The organism is Streptomyces sp. NPDC017676, from assembly GCF_044329325.1.
In the GTDB taxonomy this organism is placed as follows: domain Bacteria; phylum Actinomycetota; class Actinomycetes; order Streptomycetales; family Streptomycetaceae; genus Streptomyces.
On record NZ_JBIRJA010000016.1, the window covers coordinates 105,805 to 120,583 of the forward strand.

General features: G+C 73.6%; 15 protein-coding genes. 9 read left to right on the plus strand and 6 right to left on the minus strand.

What is annotated here, in order from left to right:
• The first annotated feature begins 50 nt into the window (after positions 1-50).
• The 4 genes from ACH4LD_RS31010 to ACH4LD_RS31025 all read left to right on the plus strand — a co-directional run bounded on the left by ACH4LD_RS31010 (position 51) and on the right by ACH4LD_RS31025 (position 4,066).
• The gene (locus tag ACH4LD_RS31010) at positions 51-854 is read left to right on the plus strand and encodes an alpha/beta fold hydrolase (RefSeq protein ID WP_398057471.1); all 804 of its coding nucleotides are present in this window, start codon (positions 51-53) and stop codon (positions 852-854) included.
• Complete coding sequence (locus ACH4LD_RS31015) at positions 851-2,137, plus strand: PP2C family protein-serine/threonine phosphatase (RefSeq protein ID WP_398057568.1); 1,287 nt, start codon at positions 851-853, stop codon at positions 2,135-2,137. Before ACH4LD_RS31010 ends, ACH4LD_RS31015 begins: the two co-directional genes overlap by 4 nt.
• Positions 2,134-2,733: a 2'-5' RNA ligase family protein gene (locus tag ACH4LD_RS31020; RefSeq protein WP_398057470.1), complete on the plus strand. Its 600-nt coding sequence runs from the start codon at positions 2,134-2,136 to the stop codon at positions 2,731-2,733. Before ACH4LD_RS31015 ends, ACH4LD_RS31020 begins: the two co-directional genes overlap by 4 nt.
• A 280-nt stretch (positions 2,734-3,013) precedes the next feature.
• Entirely contained in the window at positions 3,014-4,066 is a 1,053-nt protein-coding gene (locus ACH4LD_RS31025; RefSeq protein ID WP_398057469.1) for an aminoglycoside phosphotransferase family protein, read from the plus strand.
• Positions 4,067-4,089: 23 nt separating this feature from the next.
• Here the strand turns inward: ACH4LD_RS31025 and ACH4LD_RS31030 are convergent, their stop codons facing one another.
• On the minus strand, positions 4,090-4,980 hold the full coding sequence (locus ACH4LD_RS31030) for an SDR family oxidoreductase (protein ID WP_398057468.1): 891 nt from the start codon (positions 4,978-4,980) through the stop codon (positions 4,090-4,092).
• Between the two features lie 77 nt (positions 4,981-5,057).
• A complete protein-coding gene (locus tag ACH4LD_RS31035) occupies positions 5,058-5,240 on the minus strand; it encodes a hypothetical protein (protein ID WP_103813201.1) in 183 nt (60 codons plus the stop codon).
• 342 nt (positions 5,241-5,582) lie between these two features.
• Here ACH4LD_RS31035 and ACH4LD_RS31040 point away from each other — a divergent pair, with 342 nt between their 5' ends.
• Both ACH4LD_RS31040 and ACH4LD_RS31045 read left to right on the plus strand, forming a co-directional pair.
• A complete protein-coding gene (locus tag ACH4LD_RS31040; protein WP_398057467.1) occupies positions 5,583-5,984 on the plus strand; it encodes a VOC family protein in 402 nt (133 codons plus the stop codon).
• Between the two features lie 79 nt (positions 5,985-6,063).
• Positions 6,064-6,786 (plus strand): hypothetical protein, encoded by a 723-nt coding sequence (locus ACH4LD_RS31045; RefSeq protein ID WP_398057466.1) that lies wholly within the window; start codon positions 6,064-6,066, stop codon positions 6,784-6,786.
• Positions 6,787-6,926: 140 nt separating this feature from the next.
• Here the strand turns inward: ACH4LD_RS31045 and ACH4LD_RS31050 are convergent, their stop codons facing one another.
• Together ACH4LD_RS31050 and bla are read right to left on the minus strand one after the other, a co-directional pair.
• On the minus strand, positions 6,927-8,492 hold the full coding sequence (locus ACH4LD_RS31050) for a carbohydrate-binding protein (protein WP_398057465.1): 1,566 nt from the start codon (positions 8,490-8,492) through the stop codon (positions 6,927-6,929).
• A gap of 207 nt (positions 8,493-8,699) precedes the next feature.
• Positions 8,700-9,629, minus strand: a complete 930-nt coding sequence (gene bla / locus ACH4LD_RS31055; protein WP_398057464.1) for a class A beta-lactamase — start codon at positions 9,627-9,629, stop codon at positions 8,700-8,702.
• 179 nt (positions 9,630-9,808) lie between these two features.
• On the opposite strand from bla, the gene ACH4LD_RS31060 reads away from it, so the two are divergent.
• Entirely contained in the window at positions 9,809-10,792 is a 984-nt protein-coding gene (locus tag ACH4LD_RS31060; RefSeq protein WP_398057463.1) for a LysR family transcriptional regulator, read from the plus strand.
• A 215-nt stretch (positions 10,793-11,007) separates the two neighbouring features.
• Positions 11,008-11,967 carry a serine hydrolase gene (locus tag ACH4LD_RS31065; protein WP_398057462.1) on the plus strand — a complete coding sequence of 320 codons (960 nt, stop codon included), beginning with the start codon at positions 11,008-11,010 and terminating at the stop codon, positions 11,965-11,967.
• A gap of 150 nt (positions 11,968-12,117) precedes the next feature.
• Here ACH4LD_RS31065 and ACH4LD_RS31070 read toward each other — a convergent pair whose 3' ends face one another.
• Positions 12,118-12,771: a response regulator gene (locus ACH4LD_RS31070; protein WP_398057461.1), complete on the minus strand. Its 654-nt coding sequence runs from the start codon at positions 12,769-12,771 to the stop codon at positions 12,118-12,120.
• Entirely contained in the window at positions 12,768-13,973 is a 1,206-nt protein-coding gene (locus ACH4LD_RS31075) for a sensor histidine kinase (RefSeq protein WP_398057566.1), read from the minus strand. The genes ACH4LD_RS31070 and ACH4LD_RS31075 overlap by 4 nt, the downstream gene beginning before the upstream one ends.
• 187 nt (positions 13,974-14,160) lie before the next feature.
• On the opposite strand from ACH4LD_RS31075, the gene ACH4LD_RS31080 reads away from it, so the two are divergent.
• Positions 14,161-14,727, plus strand: a complete 567-nt coding sequence (locus ACH4LD_RS31080) for a heme-binding protein (RefSeq protein WP_398057460.1) — start codon at positions 14,161-14,163, stop codon at positions 14,725-14,727.
• Positions 14,728-14,779: the final 52 nt, after the last annotated feature.

The following is a 14,779-nucleotide window of genomic DNA, read 5'->3' on the forward strand; positions in this document are numbered from 1 at the left end:
CCGGCGCGACGAAACCGTCGGGTCCGACCCTGACGTGGGACGATGGGGAGATGGGCATCCTCCGCAGGAACAACGTCCGGGTCATCGGGCAGGAGTCCGGCCGGACCTTGATCCTCGCGCACGGCTTCGGCTGTGACCAGAACCTGTGGCGCCTCGTGACTCCCGGCCTGGCGCGGCGCTTCCGCGTGGTGCTGTTCGACTACGTCGGCTCCGGCCGCTCCGACCTGGCGGCGTGGCGGGAGAAGCGCTACGCGACCCTGGACGGCTACGCCCAGGACGTGGTGGACGTGTGCGAGGAGCTGGACCTGCGGGACGCCGTGTTCGTGGGCCACTCGGTCAGCGCCATGGTCGGCGTCCTGGCCGCCGCGGCGGTACCGGGCGGGATCGGCTCCATGGTCATGGTGTGCCCCTCACCCTCCTACACCGACGACGAGGACTATCGCGGCGGCTTCACCGCGGCGGACATCCACGAGCTGCTGGACTCGCTGGAGGCCAATTACCTCGGATGGTCCGCGACCATGGCCCGGGTCATCATCGGCAACCCCCACCGGCCGGAACTGGGCGCGGAGCTGACCAACAGCTTCTGCGCCACCGACCCGGACATCGCGCGCGTCTTCGCGCGCACCACGTTCCTGTCCGACAGCCGTCAGGACCTGAAGACGGTGACCGTGCCCACCCTGGTCCTCGAATGCGCGCACGACGTCATCGCGCCCCGGGAGGTCGGGGCGTACGTCCACGCCGCCGTCCCCGGCAGCCGCCTGATCACCTTGGCCGCCACCGGCCACTGCCCGCAGCTGAGCGCTCCCGAGGCCACCGCCCGGGCGATCACCACGTTCGTGGAAGAGCTGGGCTGATGTCCGGCTCCTCCCCGGCTCCCAGGCCCCCCGGGGAGGCGCGGCCACGCATCGGTACGGACGTGACCGCCCTGCTGGAGGACAGTACGGAGGAGCTGTACGAGTCCGCCCCCTGCGGTTACCTGTCCACCCTGATGGACGGGACCATCGTCAAGGTCAACAACACGCTGCTGGGCTGGCTCGGCCTCTCCCGGGAAGAGGTCGTGCACCGCCGGCACTTCGCCGACCTGCTGACCGTGGGCGGCAAGCTGTACCACGAGACCCACTACGCGCCGCTGCTGCGCATGCAGGGGCATGTGGGTGGCATAGCGCTCGACATGAAGGTCGCGGACGGGTCCCGGCTTCCGGTGCTGATCACCTCGGCCGTGAAGCGCGGCGCCGACGGACGTCCCCTGCTGATCCGCACGACCGTCTTCGACGCCACCGACCGGCGTGCCTACGAGACCGAGCTGCTGCGCGCCCGCCGCGCGGCCGAGGAGGCCCGCCGCCAGGCGGAGGCCGACCGCGAGCAGCTGCGCGAGGCACTGACCGTACTGCAGCAGAGCCTGCTCCCGGCCGGTCTTCCGGCGGTGCCCGGCGTGCAGACCGCCGCCTACTACCACACGGCCTCCCCGATACAGCTGGGCGGCGACTTCTACGACCTGTTCCCCCTCGGCGACGACCGCTTCGCGTTCTTCCTCGGGGACATCTGCGGAAAGGGCCCGAAGGCCGCGGCGGCGACCTCCCTCGTCCGCTACACCCTGCGCAGCGCGGCCTTGCACGGGCTCGGCCCCGAGGCCGTCCTGTCCGCCCTCAACTCGGCACTCCTCGAACGCTACGGCGGCGGGGACCCCCGTTACTGCACCACCGTCTTCGGCACCCTGGAATCCGAAGGGCAGAGCGTCCGCGTCCTCCTGGCCTCCGGCGGCCACCCGCCCGCGCTGCTGCTGCGGGCGGACGGCCGGGCCGAGTACCTGCCGACGCCCGGCGGACTGCTGGTCGGCGCCTTCCCCGACGCCTCCTTCACGACGATCCGCACCGCTCTCCACCACGGCGACACGCTGTTGTTCTACACCGACGGCCTCACCGAGGCCCGCACCGGAGAGAAGAGCGACCTGTACGGCTACGACGCGCTGCTGTCGTTCGCCGGCGAGCTCGCCCCCGCGGACCCCCGCACCGTGATCGACGCCCTCATCCGCCTGCTGGTCAGCTTCGGCGACGGACTCGACGACGACACGGCCCTCCTCGCCCTCGGGCGCCCGCGTCACTGCGGCACCGCCCTGTCCGGGACCACGGCCGGGTGAACGGGTACGCGGCTTCCGGCGGGGCCGAGCCGGCGGACGCGCTCAGGGTGGCGCCGACGCCGCGGACCGCGGTGGCGTGGCTGCCGCCGCCGGAGCTCTGGCCGGCGATCCAGGAGATCCGCTGGGAGCACGATCCGCAGGTGCGCCGGTGGCCGCCGCACGTGAACCTGCTGTTCGGCTTCGTACCGGAGGAGGAGTTCGAGCGGGCCGTACCGCTGCTCTCCGCCGGGGCGGCTCGGAGCGCTGCGTTCAGGGCGCGCCTGGCCGGGGTGCGCTCCTTCCGGCACCGGCACTACGCCACGGTGTGGCTCGACCCGGCCGCGGTCGACCCGGCACCCTGGGCCCGTCTGCACCGGGAGCTGCGGCTGCGGTTCCCGCTGTGTCAGGGACGCGGTGAGGGTTTCACCCCGCATCTGTCCCTCGGCCGCACCCGGGACCCGAACCGCCTTGCCGCCGAGTGTGCCGCGCGACTCGGCACGGTGTCGGTGGTGGTCGGGGAGGTGGTCCTGCTCTCCCGGCGCGACGACGGCCCCATGCGCCCCCGGGCCGTGATCACGCTGGGGACGGGCGAGGTGCACCGGACGCGGGAGTACTGAGGCGCCGGCCCGGTTGTCGTGGTCGCTCGTGCTGAAGGCGGTACCACGCGGACACGCCTCGCGGGCCCGGCCTGCGGCTACGTGTGGGGTGGCGGCGGAAAGCCGGTGGTGACGGCGGCGGCTCTCCTGCGTCGCCGTACGACGTCCCGCACGCGTGTTCGTGAGCACGTCAGCATACGGCCGGCACAGGTGGCGGGTCGGACCCTCGCGGACCACGCCGGCCGGGCGGGGCGGGGAAAACCGCTGGCCGGGCCGTCCGGCTCGGTGCTGGGATGGGGCGATGCGAGTGGACGACACTACGGTGGTTGACCGGGGGCGCTACCCGGACGCGGTGACGCCGTGGGAGCGCCGGTCCTGGCGGGCGGCGGCCCTCGACTGGGTGGCCGGTCATCTCGCCGCGCACGGCCTGCGCGCGGAGGAGGGCGCCCTGGGAGTACGGCTGCGTCCGTGGTCGGTGCTGATCCGGGTGCCGATCGGTCGGCCGGGGGACATCGGGGAGCCGGCGACCCTCACCGGGCAGGCTGCCGTCTGGTTCAAGGCGAACCCGCCGGCCAGCGCGTTCGAGGGGCCGCTGGCCGCCGCGCTGGCCCGCTGGGTGCCGGAGCATGTGCTGCGCCCGCTGGCCGTCGACCCCGAGCGCGGCTGGGCGCTGCTCCCCGACGGCGGCGAGCTGTTCCGGACCGTGCTGGACCGGGAGCCGGTCGGGGCGCGCGACTGGGAAGCCCTGCTCGGCCAGTACGCGCGCATGCAGCACGATCTGGTCCCGTACGCGCCCGCGATCGAGCGGCTCGGCGTGCCCGCCGCCCGGACCCCCGACCTGCCCGAGGTGTTCGACGGACTGCTGGCCGGGAACTCCGCGCTGGCTCCGGACGAGCGGGCCCGGCTGGAGCGCCTGCGGCCCCGGGTCGCGGACTGGTGTGCCGAACTCGCCTCCGCCGGTGTCGCGGACACGCTCGACCACGCCGACCTGCACGACGGCCAGCTGTTCCGGCCGGCACCGGGCCGGTTCACCTTCTTCGACTGGGGCGACGCCGCCGTCTCCCACCCGTTCTGCAGCCTGCGCGTCCCCGTCGAGCGGGCCTGCGACCGGTACGGGCCGCAGGTGCTGCCCCGGCTGCTCGACGCCTATCTGGAGCCGTGGACGGACGGCGGCCGCACGACGGCGGAGCTGCGGCGGGCGGCGGAACTCGCCTGGCGGCTGAGCGCGCTGGGCCGGGCCGCCTCCTGGGGCCGGATGTTCCCCGGCACCGCCGGCGGTCCCCGGCCGGGGGCCGCGGAGAGCGCCGCGTGGCTGCTGGAACTCCTGGCCGAGCCGCCGTTCCGGGCCGGCTGACCGCTCCCCGCGACGGGCGGGGGTCAGGGCAGCGGGGTGCCGCCGGTCGCGTTGAGGATCTCGGCGGTGATGAAGCTCGCCTGGGGCGAGGCGAGGTACACGTAGGCGGGGGCAAGTTCGGCGGGCTGGGCCGGCCGGCCGAGCGGGCTCTGCTTGCCGAACTCCGCCGTGTCGGGCATGGTCGACGGGATGAGCGGGGTCCAGACGGGTCCCGGCGCGACGGCGTTGACGCGGATGCCGCGTTCGGCGAGCATCTGGGCCAGCCCCTGGGTGAAGGTGACGATCGCGCCCTTGGTCATCGCGTAGTCCAGCAGGTGCGGGCTGGGCTTGTACGCCTGTACCGAGGTGGAGTTGATGACGCAGCCGCCCGCCGGGATGTGCGGCAGGGCGAACTTGGTCAGCCAGAACATCCCGTAGAGGTTGGTCCGCATCACCCGGTCGAACTGCTCGGTGCTGATCGACTCGATGCCCTCCGGCTGGGACATCTGGTAGGCGGCGTTGTTCACGAGGACGTCGATACGGCCGAACTCGGCGACCGCCCGGTCGATCAGCGACCGGCAGTTGTCCTCGTCGCGGATGTCGCAGCTCACGGCCACCGCCTTGCGTCCCGCGTCCTCCACCAGCCGGGACGTCTCGCGGGCGTCCTCCTCCTCACCGGCGAGATACGTGAACAGCACGTCGGCGCCCTCGCGGGCGAAGGCGATCGCGACCGCCCGGCCGATGCCGGAGTCCCCTCCCGTGATCACGGTCTTGCGGCCGTCGAGACGGCCGGTGCCGCGGTAGGACTCCTCGCCGTGATCGGGCGGCGGGTCCATCGGACCGGTCCAGCCCGGGTGCGGCTGGTCCTGGGAGGGGAAGTCGGGGCGGGCGTGCTGTGTGACCGGGTTCGGACGATCACCCTGCTGGTCCGTCACGGTGGCCTCCTGTGTCTGGGGGAACGGGACAGACCACCGGGTTCCCTCCTCGCGACGGGTGAAAAGCGCCGCGCAGGTCAGGCGGTGGACGTGTCCGGGCCGCCGGTCCGCATCCGGTCCCTGCGGGCGAGGTTGTAGATCCGCAGGAGGTGCTTCGCCACGGCGCAGGGGGCGGCGTCGGCGTGGCACTGGCGGCACGTCCGCATGTGCTGCTCGTAGGTGAAGCGCGCGTTGTCCAACGCGTCGTTGACAGAAGACATGGACTTCTCCGGGCAGGGCGCGTCGCCGGGACGACGCCGAGTTGACTGACTGGTACACCCGGAACCAGGTGATCATGTTACTGGCGGTACTGGGAAACTCGCGGTCTTTCATCCCGGCGGGCAGCACGGCCACGCCCAGCCCGGCGTGCCGTGCGCGAGCCGTCGGACCACCGACACGGGCCGTCGACATGCCGGTGGTGCCGACCGTGGCGGGTGGCCAGGTGGTGGACCGGGGCCCGTCGGCGCCGGGTCGGTAAGATCGTCGTACGGCATCGCGTGTCGGTCACCGGCCGGGTGAGGCATGGAGGTGCCCGTGAGATTGCCCTCGGAGGCATTCCACTCATGTCAGTCGAGTTGAACCACACCATCGTCCACGCCCGGGACAACCGGGAGTCCGCCGCGTTCCTGGCCCACGTCCTGGGGCTGGAGGCCGGGCCCGAGTGGGGCCCGTTCATTCCGGTCGCCACGAGCAACGGGGTGACCCTGGACTTCGCCACCATCCCGGCGGAGTCGATCGTCATGCAGCACTACGCCTTCCTCGTCTCCGACGAGGAGTTCGACGCGGCCTTCGCCCGCATCCGGCAGGCCGGGATCGCCTACTACGCCGATCCGCACGGAAGGCAGCCGGGCGAGATCAACCACCACCACGGCGGCCGGGGCGTGTACTTCCTGGATCCGGCCGGACACGGCATGGAGATCATCACCCGCCCCTACGGCAGCCACTCGCAGCCTGCCGGGTCCTGAAGCGGGTGGGCGGGCCGGGGCCTCGGTCCCGGCCCGCCCGGTCGGCCGCTCCGGGCGGTCGGCACGGCACACTGTCGGGGTGAACGACTACCCCCTGGTCGACCAGGACCCCGCTCCGGAGTGGTACGGCCGGCTGCGGGTGCAGGCCGACGACCTCTCCCCCGCCGACTGGCTGACCCGGTCGGAGCTGGGCGCGCTCGGCACGGTGGCGGGCGTCGCCGCGCCGGGTTTCGCCGCCTACGCGCGGATCCTGCACCCGGCCCGGCGGGACGAGCGACCGGTGCGCTGGTCGACGGTGGCCGGCGCCCACGGCACGCGCGTCACACCGGTCACCCGCTGGCATGAGGTGATCGGGACGGACCAGGACCATGCCAACCGCTCCGACCAGGGCCTGCCCGGCGTGTGGGACGAGCATCCCGGGGAGGGGCCGACCCCGCCGGACGTCGCACGCGCCCTGCTGCCCGTCCTGGCCCGGCACACGGGGACCCCCGACAGGTGCTGGTTCGGGCTGTGGTGCGGTTACGGCCGCTGGGACTGGGGCCGGTTCGGTACGTTCGAGACGCCGGGCCGGGACGAGGTCCTGCTGGCCGGCCGGCTGGCCGACGCCCTGTCCCCCGTGACGCTGGACGAGTTCGCCGAGCTTCCCGACCTGTGGTGGCCGCAGGACCGCGCCTGGCTCGTGGGCGGAGACGTGGATCTGGTCAGCACCTATGTCGGCGGTTCACCGGAGCTGATCGCCGACCTGCTGGCCGCGGCGGACCTGGAGGTCCATTCCGTGTCACCCGGCGACCCGGTCGGCTGAACAAGCGCGGGCGAGCAACTTGTCCTTCCCGTCGGGCGCCTGGACGAAGGACATCACCCGGACCGACTCCACGTGCCGACAGCGGGAAGCGGGAGGCCGCCGGCGGCGGCCTCCCGCGTTCCCTCGCCGTGGCGCGGTGGCTACGGCGTCACGACGCCGCCGAAGGTCACCGCCAGGCGTCCGTCGGAGGCGAAGGACCAGCCGAGGGCGCCCGCGTACGAGGAGCAGCGGGAGCCGTTGGTGCCGGTCCAGAACTGGTTGGAGCTGTCGGCGTTCCCGACGGTTTTGTCGTTGGAACCGCTGACCGCGAAGCGGCAGGAGGTGTCGGTCCGGAACACCGAAGTGCCCGCGTCGAAGGAGAAGTTGCGCTGGGCGTTGTCGATGCCGACGTTGTTGGAGATCGTCATCGTGCCCGGGTTGCTGTTGTAGGTGAAGCCGTGATGGCCGTTGCGGTAGGCGATGCTGTGCTGTACCACGTGGTTGACCGCGATGTCGTCGCCGCCGAGCTTGTAGCCGTTGCGGTCGCCGTTGCCGCTCTGGCTGCCGTCGCTCAGGGTGCCGTTGTTGTACGACAGGGAGTACTCGATGATCACCGGGCCGATGGCGCCCGTGTCGGTCTTGGTGTAGAGGTCCCAGCCGTCGTCGATGTTGTGGTGGGAGACGTCGTAGCGGAAGACGTTCCCGGTGCCGGTGGTCAGCTTCGCGGCGAAGCCGTCGGCGTCCTCACCGTCGGAGTCGGCGTTGTCGTGCGACTCGGAGCTGACGATCAGGTTGTTCGACGGCCACTGGGAGCTGGGGGTGGTGGAGGCGATCCGGCCGAGTTGGAGCCCGGTGTCGCGGTTGTAGGCGGTCACCACGCGCTCCACGACGTTGTTGCTGCCGCCGACGTAGATCCCGTTGTCGCCGGCGTGCTCGACCGTGAGGCCGTACAGCCGCCAGTAGTCGGCGAACAGCTGGATGCCCCGGTTGGCCGAATTCTCGCTCTGCGCCGAGAAGTTCAGCACGGGCTTCTCGCCCGGGTAGGCGGACAGGGTGGTGCGGGCACCGGACGTGCCGTTGCTGCCCGCCGGGATGGTGATCGTGGAGGAGTAGTTGTACGTCCCGCCGCGCAGGTAGATCGTGCCACCGGGGGTGACCCGGCTGATGGCCGAGGTGAGGGTGGTCGGGGCCGACTCCGTGCCGGCCGCGCCGTCGGTACCGGCCGGTGACACGTAGAGGACGGCTCCGGTGGCGGCCGTGGCCACGTCGGCGTCGAGGTGGTCGAGGTTGGGCAGGCCGTCGGCGGTGGTCGGGGTGAGGCGGATCGTGTTGCTGCCCGCCTTCACCGGCACGGTGAGCGTCTTGGTCGTCCAGGTGGTCCAGGCACCGGTGGCCTCGAACGACGCGGTGGTGGCCGTCGTGCCGTTGACCGCGACGGTGGCGGGCCGCGCGGCGGTCGCCCCGTTGGCGAAGCGGATGCCCAGGGTCGCGGTGCCCGCACTGGCGGCGTTCACGGTGAACTGGGCGTACGCGCCGGAGGCGTTGGTGCCGTTGCAGAACCCGCTGCCGGAGTAGCCGGTCCAGTCGGAGTCGATGGTGCCGGTGCAGACCGCGGTGGAACTCTCGGCTTCGTACCTGGTCGTGGCGGCCTCGGCCGTGGTGCCGGACAGCGCGACGAGCGCGCCGGCGAGCAGACCGGCGCATGCGAGGGCTGATCTCAGGTGCATCGGTTCGTCTCCCTGCGGGTTGGCTCGGCTGAGCGGATGCGAGTGGTCCAGGGGGTGAACTCGGCGACCGGTCATGGCATGGTGAAACGATGACGGAAAGCGCTTTCCCCTGGACCTTCCCGACGGTAGGGAAACGTCATGCACGCGTCAACGGTCGCGTACATGATTCATATTCAGATGAGTGAATTTCTGGACCGCTGCTCGGAGTTACTCGCCAGGGGCCAGGGTGCGGGCCACGACGGCCGCCGCGTCGGCGATCAGCGCCTCGTCCACCGGGGCGTCGGGGGTGCCCTTGCCGGACAGGACCGCCAGCACCAGGGGTGTCCGCCGGGTCGTCCAGGCCACGCCGATGTCGTTGGCGGTCGCGTAGTCGCCGGTACCGGTCTTGTCCGCCACGACCCACTCCTTCGGCAGCCCCTTGCGGAACCGTGCCGAGCTCGTGGTGTTGCCCTTCAGCCAGCCGACGAACCGCTCACGGTCGGCGCGGGCCAGCGCCCGGCCCAGGGTGACACGTTCCAGACTCGCGGCGATCGCCTGCGGGGTCGTGGTGTCGCGCGGGTCCCCGGGGATCGCGGTGTTCAGCTCCGGCTCCCAGCGGTCGAGCCGGCTCACCTCGTCGCCCAGCGACCGGTGGAAGCGGGTGAGTCCGGCCGGGCCGCCCAGCTCCCGGAGCAGCATGTTGCCGGCCGCGTTGTCGCTGTACTGGATCGCCGCCGCACAGAGGTCGGCCACGGTCATGCCGGTCACCGCGTTCTCCTCCGTGCGCGGGGAGTTGGGCAGGAGGTCGTGCGGCGGGTAGTGCACCACCCGGTCCAGCGGCGCGCACCCGGCCCGGTCGCGCAGGACCGCCGCAGCGGCGAACGCCTTGAACGTGGAGCACATCGCGAACCGCTCCCCCGCCCGGTGGGACACGGTCCGCCCGGTACGGACGTTGCGCGCGTACACGCCGAGCCGGGCGCCGTAACGCTGCTCCAGCTCGGCCAGCTCGGCGTGTGCGGCGCGCGCTTCGGCGTCCGGGCTCGCGGAGGCGGGGGAAGCGGAGAGCGCGGTGGTGGTGACGGCGGCGCCGGTGAGCGCGAGGCCGGCCTTGATCAGGCGGCGACGCGGTAGCCGGGTGCGGCGGTCGGGATCGGTCATGGGTGAGGTCCTCCCAGGTCGGCCCGTCATCGGGGTCGGTCGGCGGGGTCGGTCGGCGGCGTCCGCACCGGCGTCGGTCTTCGCCGGCGGCCGGCGACGGGGACAGCGAAACAGCGGGAGGCCACTGATGTCCAAGAGAGAACTTTGAAGATCCCATACCGTATTGATATGAGTGCGGGATGGATCTCCTGGCACACCTGGAGGCGTATGTGGCGACGGCCGACGAGGCGAGCTTCTCCCGGGCGGCCGACCGGCTCGGGATCGCCCAGCCGCTGCTCAGCCGCCGTATCAAGACGCTGGAGGAACACTTCGGCGGCGCGCTCTTCGACCGGTCCCGGCGGCAGACCGTGACCACCGAGCTGGGCGTGCTCCTGCTCCCGTACGCCCGGGACGTGCTGGACCGGGCCCAGCGGTTGCGGCAGGTCGCCCGCTCGGCCCGGAGGTCCCGGGTGTGCGCCGTCGGAGTGCCCGCGGACTGCGCCCCCGCCGTGCTGGCCCGGGCCCTGCGCGCCGGCGCCGAGCACGGGATCACCCTCGGCATACGCGAACTGCCGCCCCTGGAACGGGTTTCCGGACTGGCCGACGGTTCGCTCGGGTACGCGCTGGTGCGGACCCCGCCGGAAGAGGCCGCGTTCCGGGTGCCGTTGGGGCTGGCGTCCGCGCCGGCGCCGGAGGGCGGCGGGGCCGGGAGCGGGGCCTCGCGGCGCACGGTCCATCTCGAAGAGCTGCGGCCGCGCCGCGGTCGCACCGCCGGGCCCGCCGCGCCACCGCCCCTGCTGCTCCCGGCGGAGGACCAAGTGCCGTACTACGAGGACCGGTTGTCTCGGGCAGCCGCGCGCGCCGGGCTGCCCGAGAGCAGGATCCGGCCGGCCGGACCGGCGGCCACCGCGCTCGCCGAGACACTGGCCGGAAGCGGTCTGCTGCTGTGCACCGAGCCGTTCGCGCGGCAGCACGGGGCCCCTTGGAGGCCCCTGGCCGACCCCGCCCTGCACCGGGGGTACGACGTGGGCGCCGCCCCGGGCCGCGACAGCGCGGGCACCGTACCGGGCTGGCTGGCCACGCTGCTGGCATCGGCCGTGGGCGCGGCGCCCGCCCGGCATGGGGGGCGGGGGCCGGGGGCCGGCGGCGAGGACGTGCGCGCGCGGCTGGCGGCTCGCGGGTGAGCGGGGCAGGGGCGTGTGGGTGAGCGAGGCAGGGCTTGCGGACGAGGCAGGGCTTGCGGGTGAGCGGAGTAAGGGCTTGCGGACGAGCGGGGTAAGGCCATGCGGACGAGGGGGGTAACGGCTTGCGGACGAGCGGGGACGGCTTCGCGGGTGAACGTGGCAGACGGCTCGCCGATGGGATCGGCGGGCACCTCACCGAGAGGCACGACGGGTCGATGAACACCGCGCACCGCTCACCGACCGGCACGGCACCGGCGCACCGGCCGGTGTACGTCGGCGACGACCGGGCCCTCCTCGATGTCGCCGAGGCCATCGCCGCGGACTGGGCGGCGCTCGGCGTCCGCGGTTCCTTCCTCGCCCGTGACCTCGACAGCGGCGAGCAACTCGGCTTCGACGTCGAGGAGTCGACCCCCCTGGCGTCGGTGGTGAAGGTCCCGCTCGCCCTGGTGGTGCTGGACCGGATCGCGCACGGGGACCTCGACCCGGCGCACCCGGTCACGGTGGATCCCGGCACCAGCAGCGTCGGTCCCACCGGGCTCGCCGCCTTCCGCCACCCGGCCACCGTGGCCGTCGGCGACCTGCTCGCGCTCATGCTGTCGGTGAGCGACAACGCCGCCGCGGACGCGCTGCTCGACCTGGTACCGGTGGCGGACGTCGACGCGCGGCTGCGCGCCTGGGGCTGCGACGGGATCCGGATGCGGCACCGGATGAACCACCTGTACGAGTGCGCCGCCGGTGCCGCCGGCAACGACTTCTCCCTCGCGCTGGAACTCGCCGTCCGGGACGAGGGGGCGGGCCGGCACACCATCGAGACTCTGGACCCGGCCCATGCCAACGCCGGCTCGGCCGCGGCGCTCGTCGGCCTGCTGGAGCGCGTGTGGAGCGACGGGATCGCCGGTCCCGGGGCGACGGCGGAGCTGCGGCGGCTGATGGGGCTCCAGGTGTTCACGCAGCGGCTTGCGGGCGAGTTGCGGACGGACACGCTGCGGTGGAGCGGGAAGACGGGCACGTTCCTGCATCTCCGGCACGAGATCGGGGTCGTCGAGGCGGAGTCCGGGGAGCGGGTGGCGATCGCCGCGCTGACCCGGGCCGGACGGCGGGCGGGGCTGGCCCCGGACATCGACCTCGCGATCGGGGCGGCGGGGCGGGAGGCGTTCGAGGCGTTGCGGAAGTAGGGGGCTGTCGCGCGTCGGCGCCCGCCGGGGGGTGTCGTCGCCCGGCCGCGGGTTTCCGGTGGCTGGTCGCGCCCACGCGGCCGAGCCGCACAGGGACGCCGCCCCGCGCCCCCGCCGGTCGTCGTCCGGACCGGCGTTCCGTGGCCCACGTCAGGCCAGCAGGCGCTGTTCCTTCGCCACCGCCACCGCGCCCGCCCTCGTGTCCACGCCGAGCTTGTCGTAGATGCGCCGCAGGTGCGTCTTCACCGTGGCCTCGCTGATGTAGAGGGCGCGGGCGATGGCGTGGTTGGAGAGGCCTCGCGAGAGGTGGGTGAGGATGTCGAGTTCGCGTGGTGTCAGGGTGGGGCGCGGGTTGCGGAGCCGGGACATGACACGGTCGGCTACCGGGGGCGAGAGGGCCGGGCGGCCCTGGGCGGCGGCGTGGATCGCCGTGAACAGGTCCTCCGCGCGCTCGGCCTTCAGCAGGTAGCCGGTGGCGCCCGCGTCGACGGCCCGGGTGACGTCGGCGTCGGTGTCGTACGTGGTGAGGACCAGGACGTGCGGGGCGGACGGCTCGGCGCGCAGCCGGCGGGTGGTCTCGACGCCGTCGATGCCCTCGCCCAGTTGGAGATCCATGAGGACGACGTCCGGGGCGGTCTTGCGCGCGAGGGCGAGCGCCTCCTCGCCGCTGCCGGCCTCGCCGACGACCTCGATGTCCGGGGCGCTGCGCAGGAGCGCCAGCAGTCCGGCGCGTACGACGGCGTGGTCGTCGCAGACGAGGATGCGCACCGGTGCCGGTGCGGCCGTCTCGGGGGTGTGGGTCATCTCGGCTCCAACGGGATCGCCGCCGACAGCGCGGTTCCCTCACCGGGCGCCGACTCGATCGTGAGGGTGCCGCCCAGCTGGCGCAGGCGGGCGCGGATGGCGGGCAGGCCGTGTCCGCGTGCGTCGGCCGGGGCGGCCTCGGGGGCGGGCGGGGCGGGCGGGGTGCGTGGGTCGAAGCCGCGGCCGTCGTCCGTGACGTCGAGGACGATCTGGTCGTCCAGGCAGGTCAGGGTGAGGGTGGCGGTGGTGGCCGCCGCGTGTTCGCGGACGTTGGCGAGGGCGCCCTGGGCGATGCGCAGCAGGGCCGACTCCACGGGGGCGGGCAGCGGGACGGGCGGGCTGCCCTCGGCGTGGACGCGGACGGGGAGCCTGGCTGTCGTCTCGCGCTCGGCGACGGCGCGCAGGGCCTGGAGCAGGCCGCCGCCCTCGGCCAGCTCGGCCGGGGTCAGGTCGTGGACGAAGCGGCGGGCCTCGGCGAGGCTGCGTTCGGCGATCGCCGCCGCCGTACGGACGTGGTCGCGGGCGGTGCCCGGCGTGGTGTCCCAGAGGCGGTCGGCCGCCTGGAGCAGCATACGCTGGCTGGACAGGCCCTGGGCGAGGGTGTCGTGGATCTCCCGGGCGAGCCGTTCGCGTTCGGCGAGGGTGCCCTCGCGGCGCTCGGTGGCCGCCAGGTCGCGCCGGGTGCGCACCAGGTCGTCGATCAGGGCGTCCTGGCGGGCCGCCTGGCGCTGCATGACGACGAACACGGTGGTGGCCACGGCGGCCACCGCGGGCGGTGCCAGCAGCACGTTCGGGTCGGGCCAGCCGGCCAGGCGGAGCTGGGTGGCCACCGCGAGCGCGGTGAGGAGCGCGACCAGCGGGATCGCGGTGCGCGCTGGGAGGGTGCGCAGGCCGGTGTAGAAGAGCGGGACCGCGCACCAGGCGAAGCTCGGGGCGAGGACGACGAGGAGCGCCCAGGCGGCGACGACGAGGCCGAGCCAGGTGAGGCGGCGCGGGCCGGGCCGGCTGCCGAGGGCGGGGCCGAGGACGTAGAGCGCGGCCAGCAGCGCGGACAGCGCGATCACCCAGGGAGTGTGCGGTCCGCCGGCGTGCCGGGCCAGGTAGCGGACGACGGACGCGGACAGCAGCACGAAGAACGCCGTGTGCATGACGACGGTGAGGGCACGGGTGTCGTCGCGCTCGGACAGGGCCACCGCGGGCACCTCCCTCTCCGCGCTGAACTGGGCAAACACCCTCCATTGTGCCCACGCCCGGGACCTCCGGGGTCATCCGGTCGGATGACCCCCGGGGCATCCGGTCCGACGACGGAACCCGGCCCGCACCGGGCCGAGGATCGGTTCCGGGAGCGACTCCGCCCCCGGCCCAGCCCCTACCGGAAGGTCCCTCAGCATGCCCAGCCGCAAGAAGCCGTCCCCGCGTGCCCGCGTCCTCGTGGGCGGCGCCGCCCTGGCCGTCGCCGGTGCCGGCGTCGTCGGCACGGTGGCCGCCAACGCCGCCGGCTCCACGGACGCCACGCCCGCCGCCGCTCCCGTCGCCGCCCGGAACGGAGAGCTGACCCGGAGCACGCACCTCACCCTGGACGCGGCGACGAGGGCGGCGCGCGCCGCGGTCGAGGCGGCCGAGAAGGACGGTCGGCACGTGTCCGTGGCCGTCGTCGACCGCAACGGCAACACGCTGGTCACCCTGCGCGGAGACGGGGCGGGCCCGCAGTCGTACGTGTCCGCGGAGCGCAAGGCGTTCACCGCGGTGTCCTGGAACGCGCCGACCTCCGAGCTGACCGGGCGGCTGGCGCAGGCGCCGACCCTGAAGGACATCCCGGGCACGCTGTTCCTCGCGGGGGGTACGCCGGTGACCGCCGACGGCGCTCCGGTCGCGGGCATCGGTGTCGCGGGCGCCCCGTCGGGCGACCTGGACGAGCGGTACGCGCGGGCGGGCGCGACGGCGCTGGGCCACTGACGCGCCCGGCCCCGCCGGAAAGCAGGCACGCCCGGTCCCGCCGGAAAGCATG

Bases quoted from the DNA above. Each gene is read 5' to 3' on its own strand.
- ACH4LD_RS31010 (WP_398057471.1), top strand. From the start codon at position 51: ATGGGCATCCTCCGCAGGAACAACGTCCGGGTCATCGGGCAGGAGTCC.
- ACH4LD_RS31025 (WP_398057469.1), top strand. From the start codon at position 3,014: ATGCGAGTGGACGACACTACGGTGGTTGACCGGGGGCGCTACCCGGAC.
- ACH4LD_RS31035 (WP_103813201.1), bottom strand. From the start codon at position 5,240: ATGTCTTCTGTCAACGACGCGTTGGACAACGCGCGCTTCACCTACGAG.
- ACH4LD_RS31040 (WP_398057467.1), top strand. From the start codon at position 5,583: ATGTCAGTCGAGTTGAACCACACCATCGTCCACGCCCGGGACAACCGG.
- ACH4LD_RS31050 (WP_398057465.1), bottom strand. From the start codon at position 8,492: ATGCACCTGAGATCAGCCCTCGCATGCGCCGGTCTGCTCGCCGGCGCG.
- bla (WP_398057464.1), bottom strand. From the start codon at position 9,629: ATGACCGATCCCGACCGCCGCACCCGGCTACCGCGTCGCCGCCTGATC.
- ACH4LD_RS31060 (WP_398057463.1), top strand. From the start codon at position 9,809: ATGGATCTCCTGGCACACCTGGAGGCGTATGTGGCGACGGCCGACGAG.
- ACH4LD_RS31065 (WP_398057462.1), top strand. From the start codon at position 11,008: ATGAACACCGCGCACCGCTCACCGACCGGCACGGCACCGGCGCACCGG.
- ACH4LD_RS31070 (WP_398057461.1), bottom strand. From the start codon at position 12,771: ATGACCCACACCCCCGAGACGGCCGCACCGGCACCGGTGCGCATCCTC.
- ACH4LD_RS31080 (WP_398057460.1), top strand. From the start codon at position 14,161: ATGCCCAGCCGCAAGAAGCCGTCCCCGCGTGCCCGCGTCCTCGTGGGC.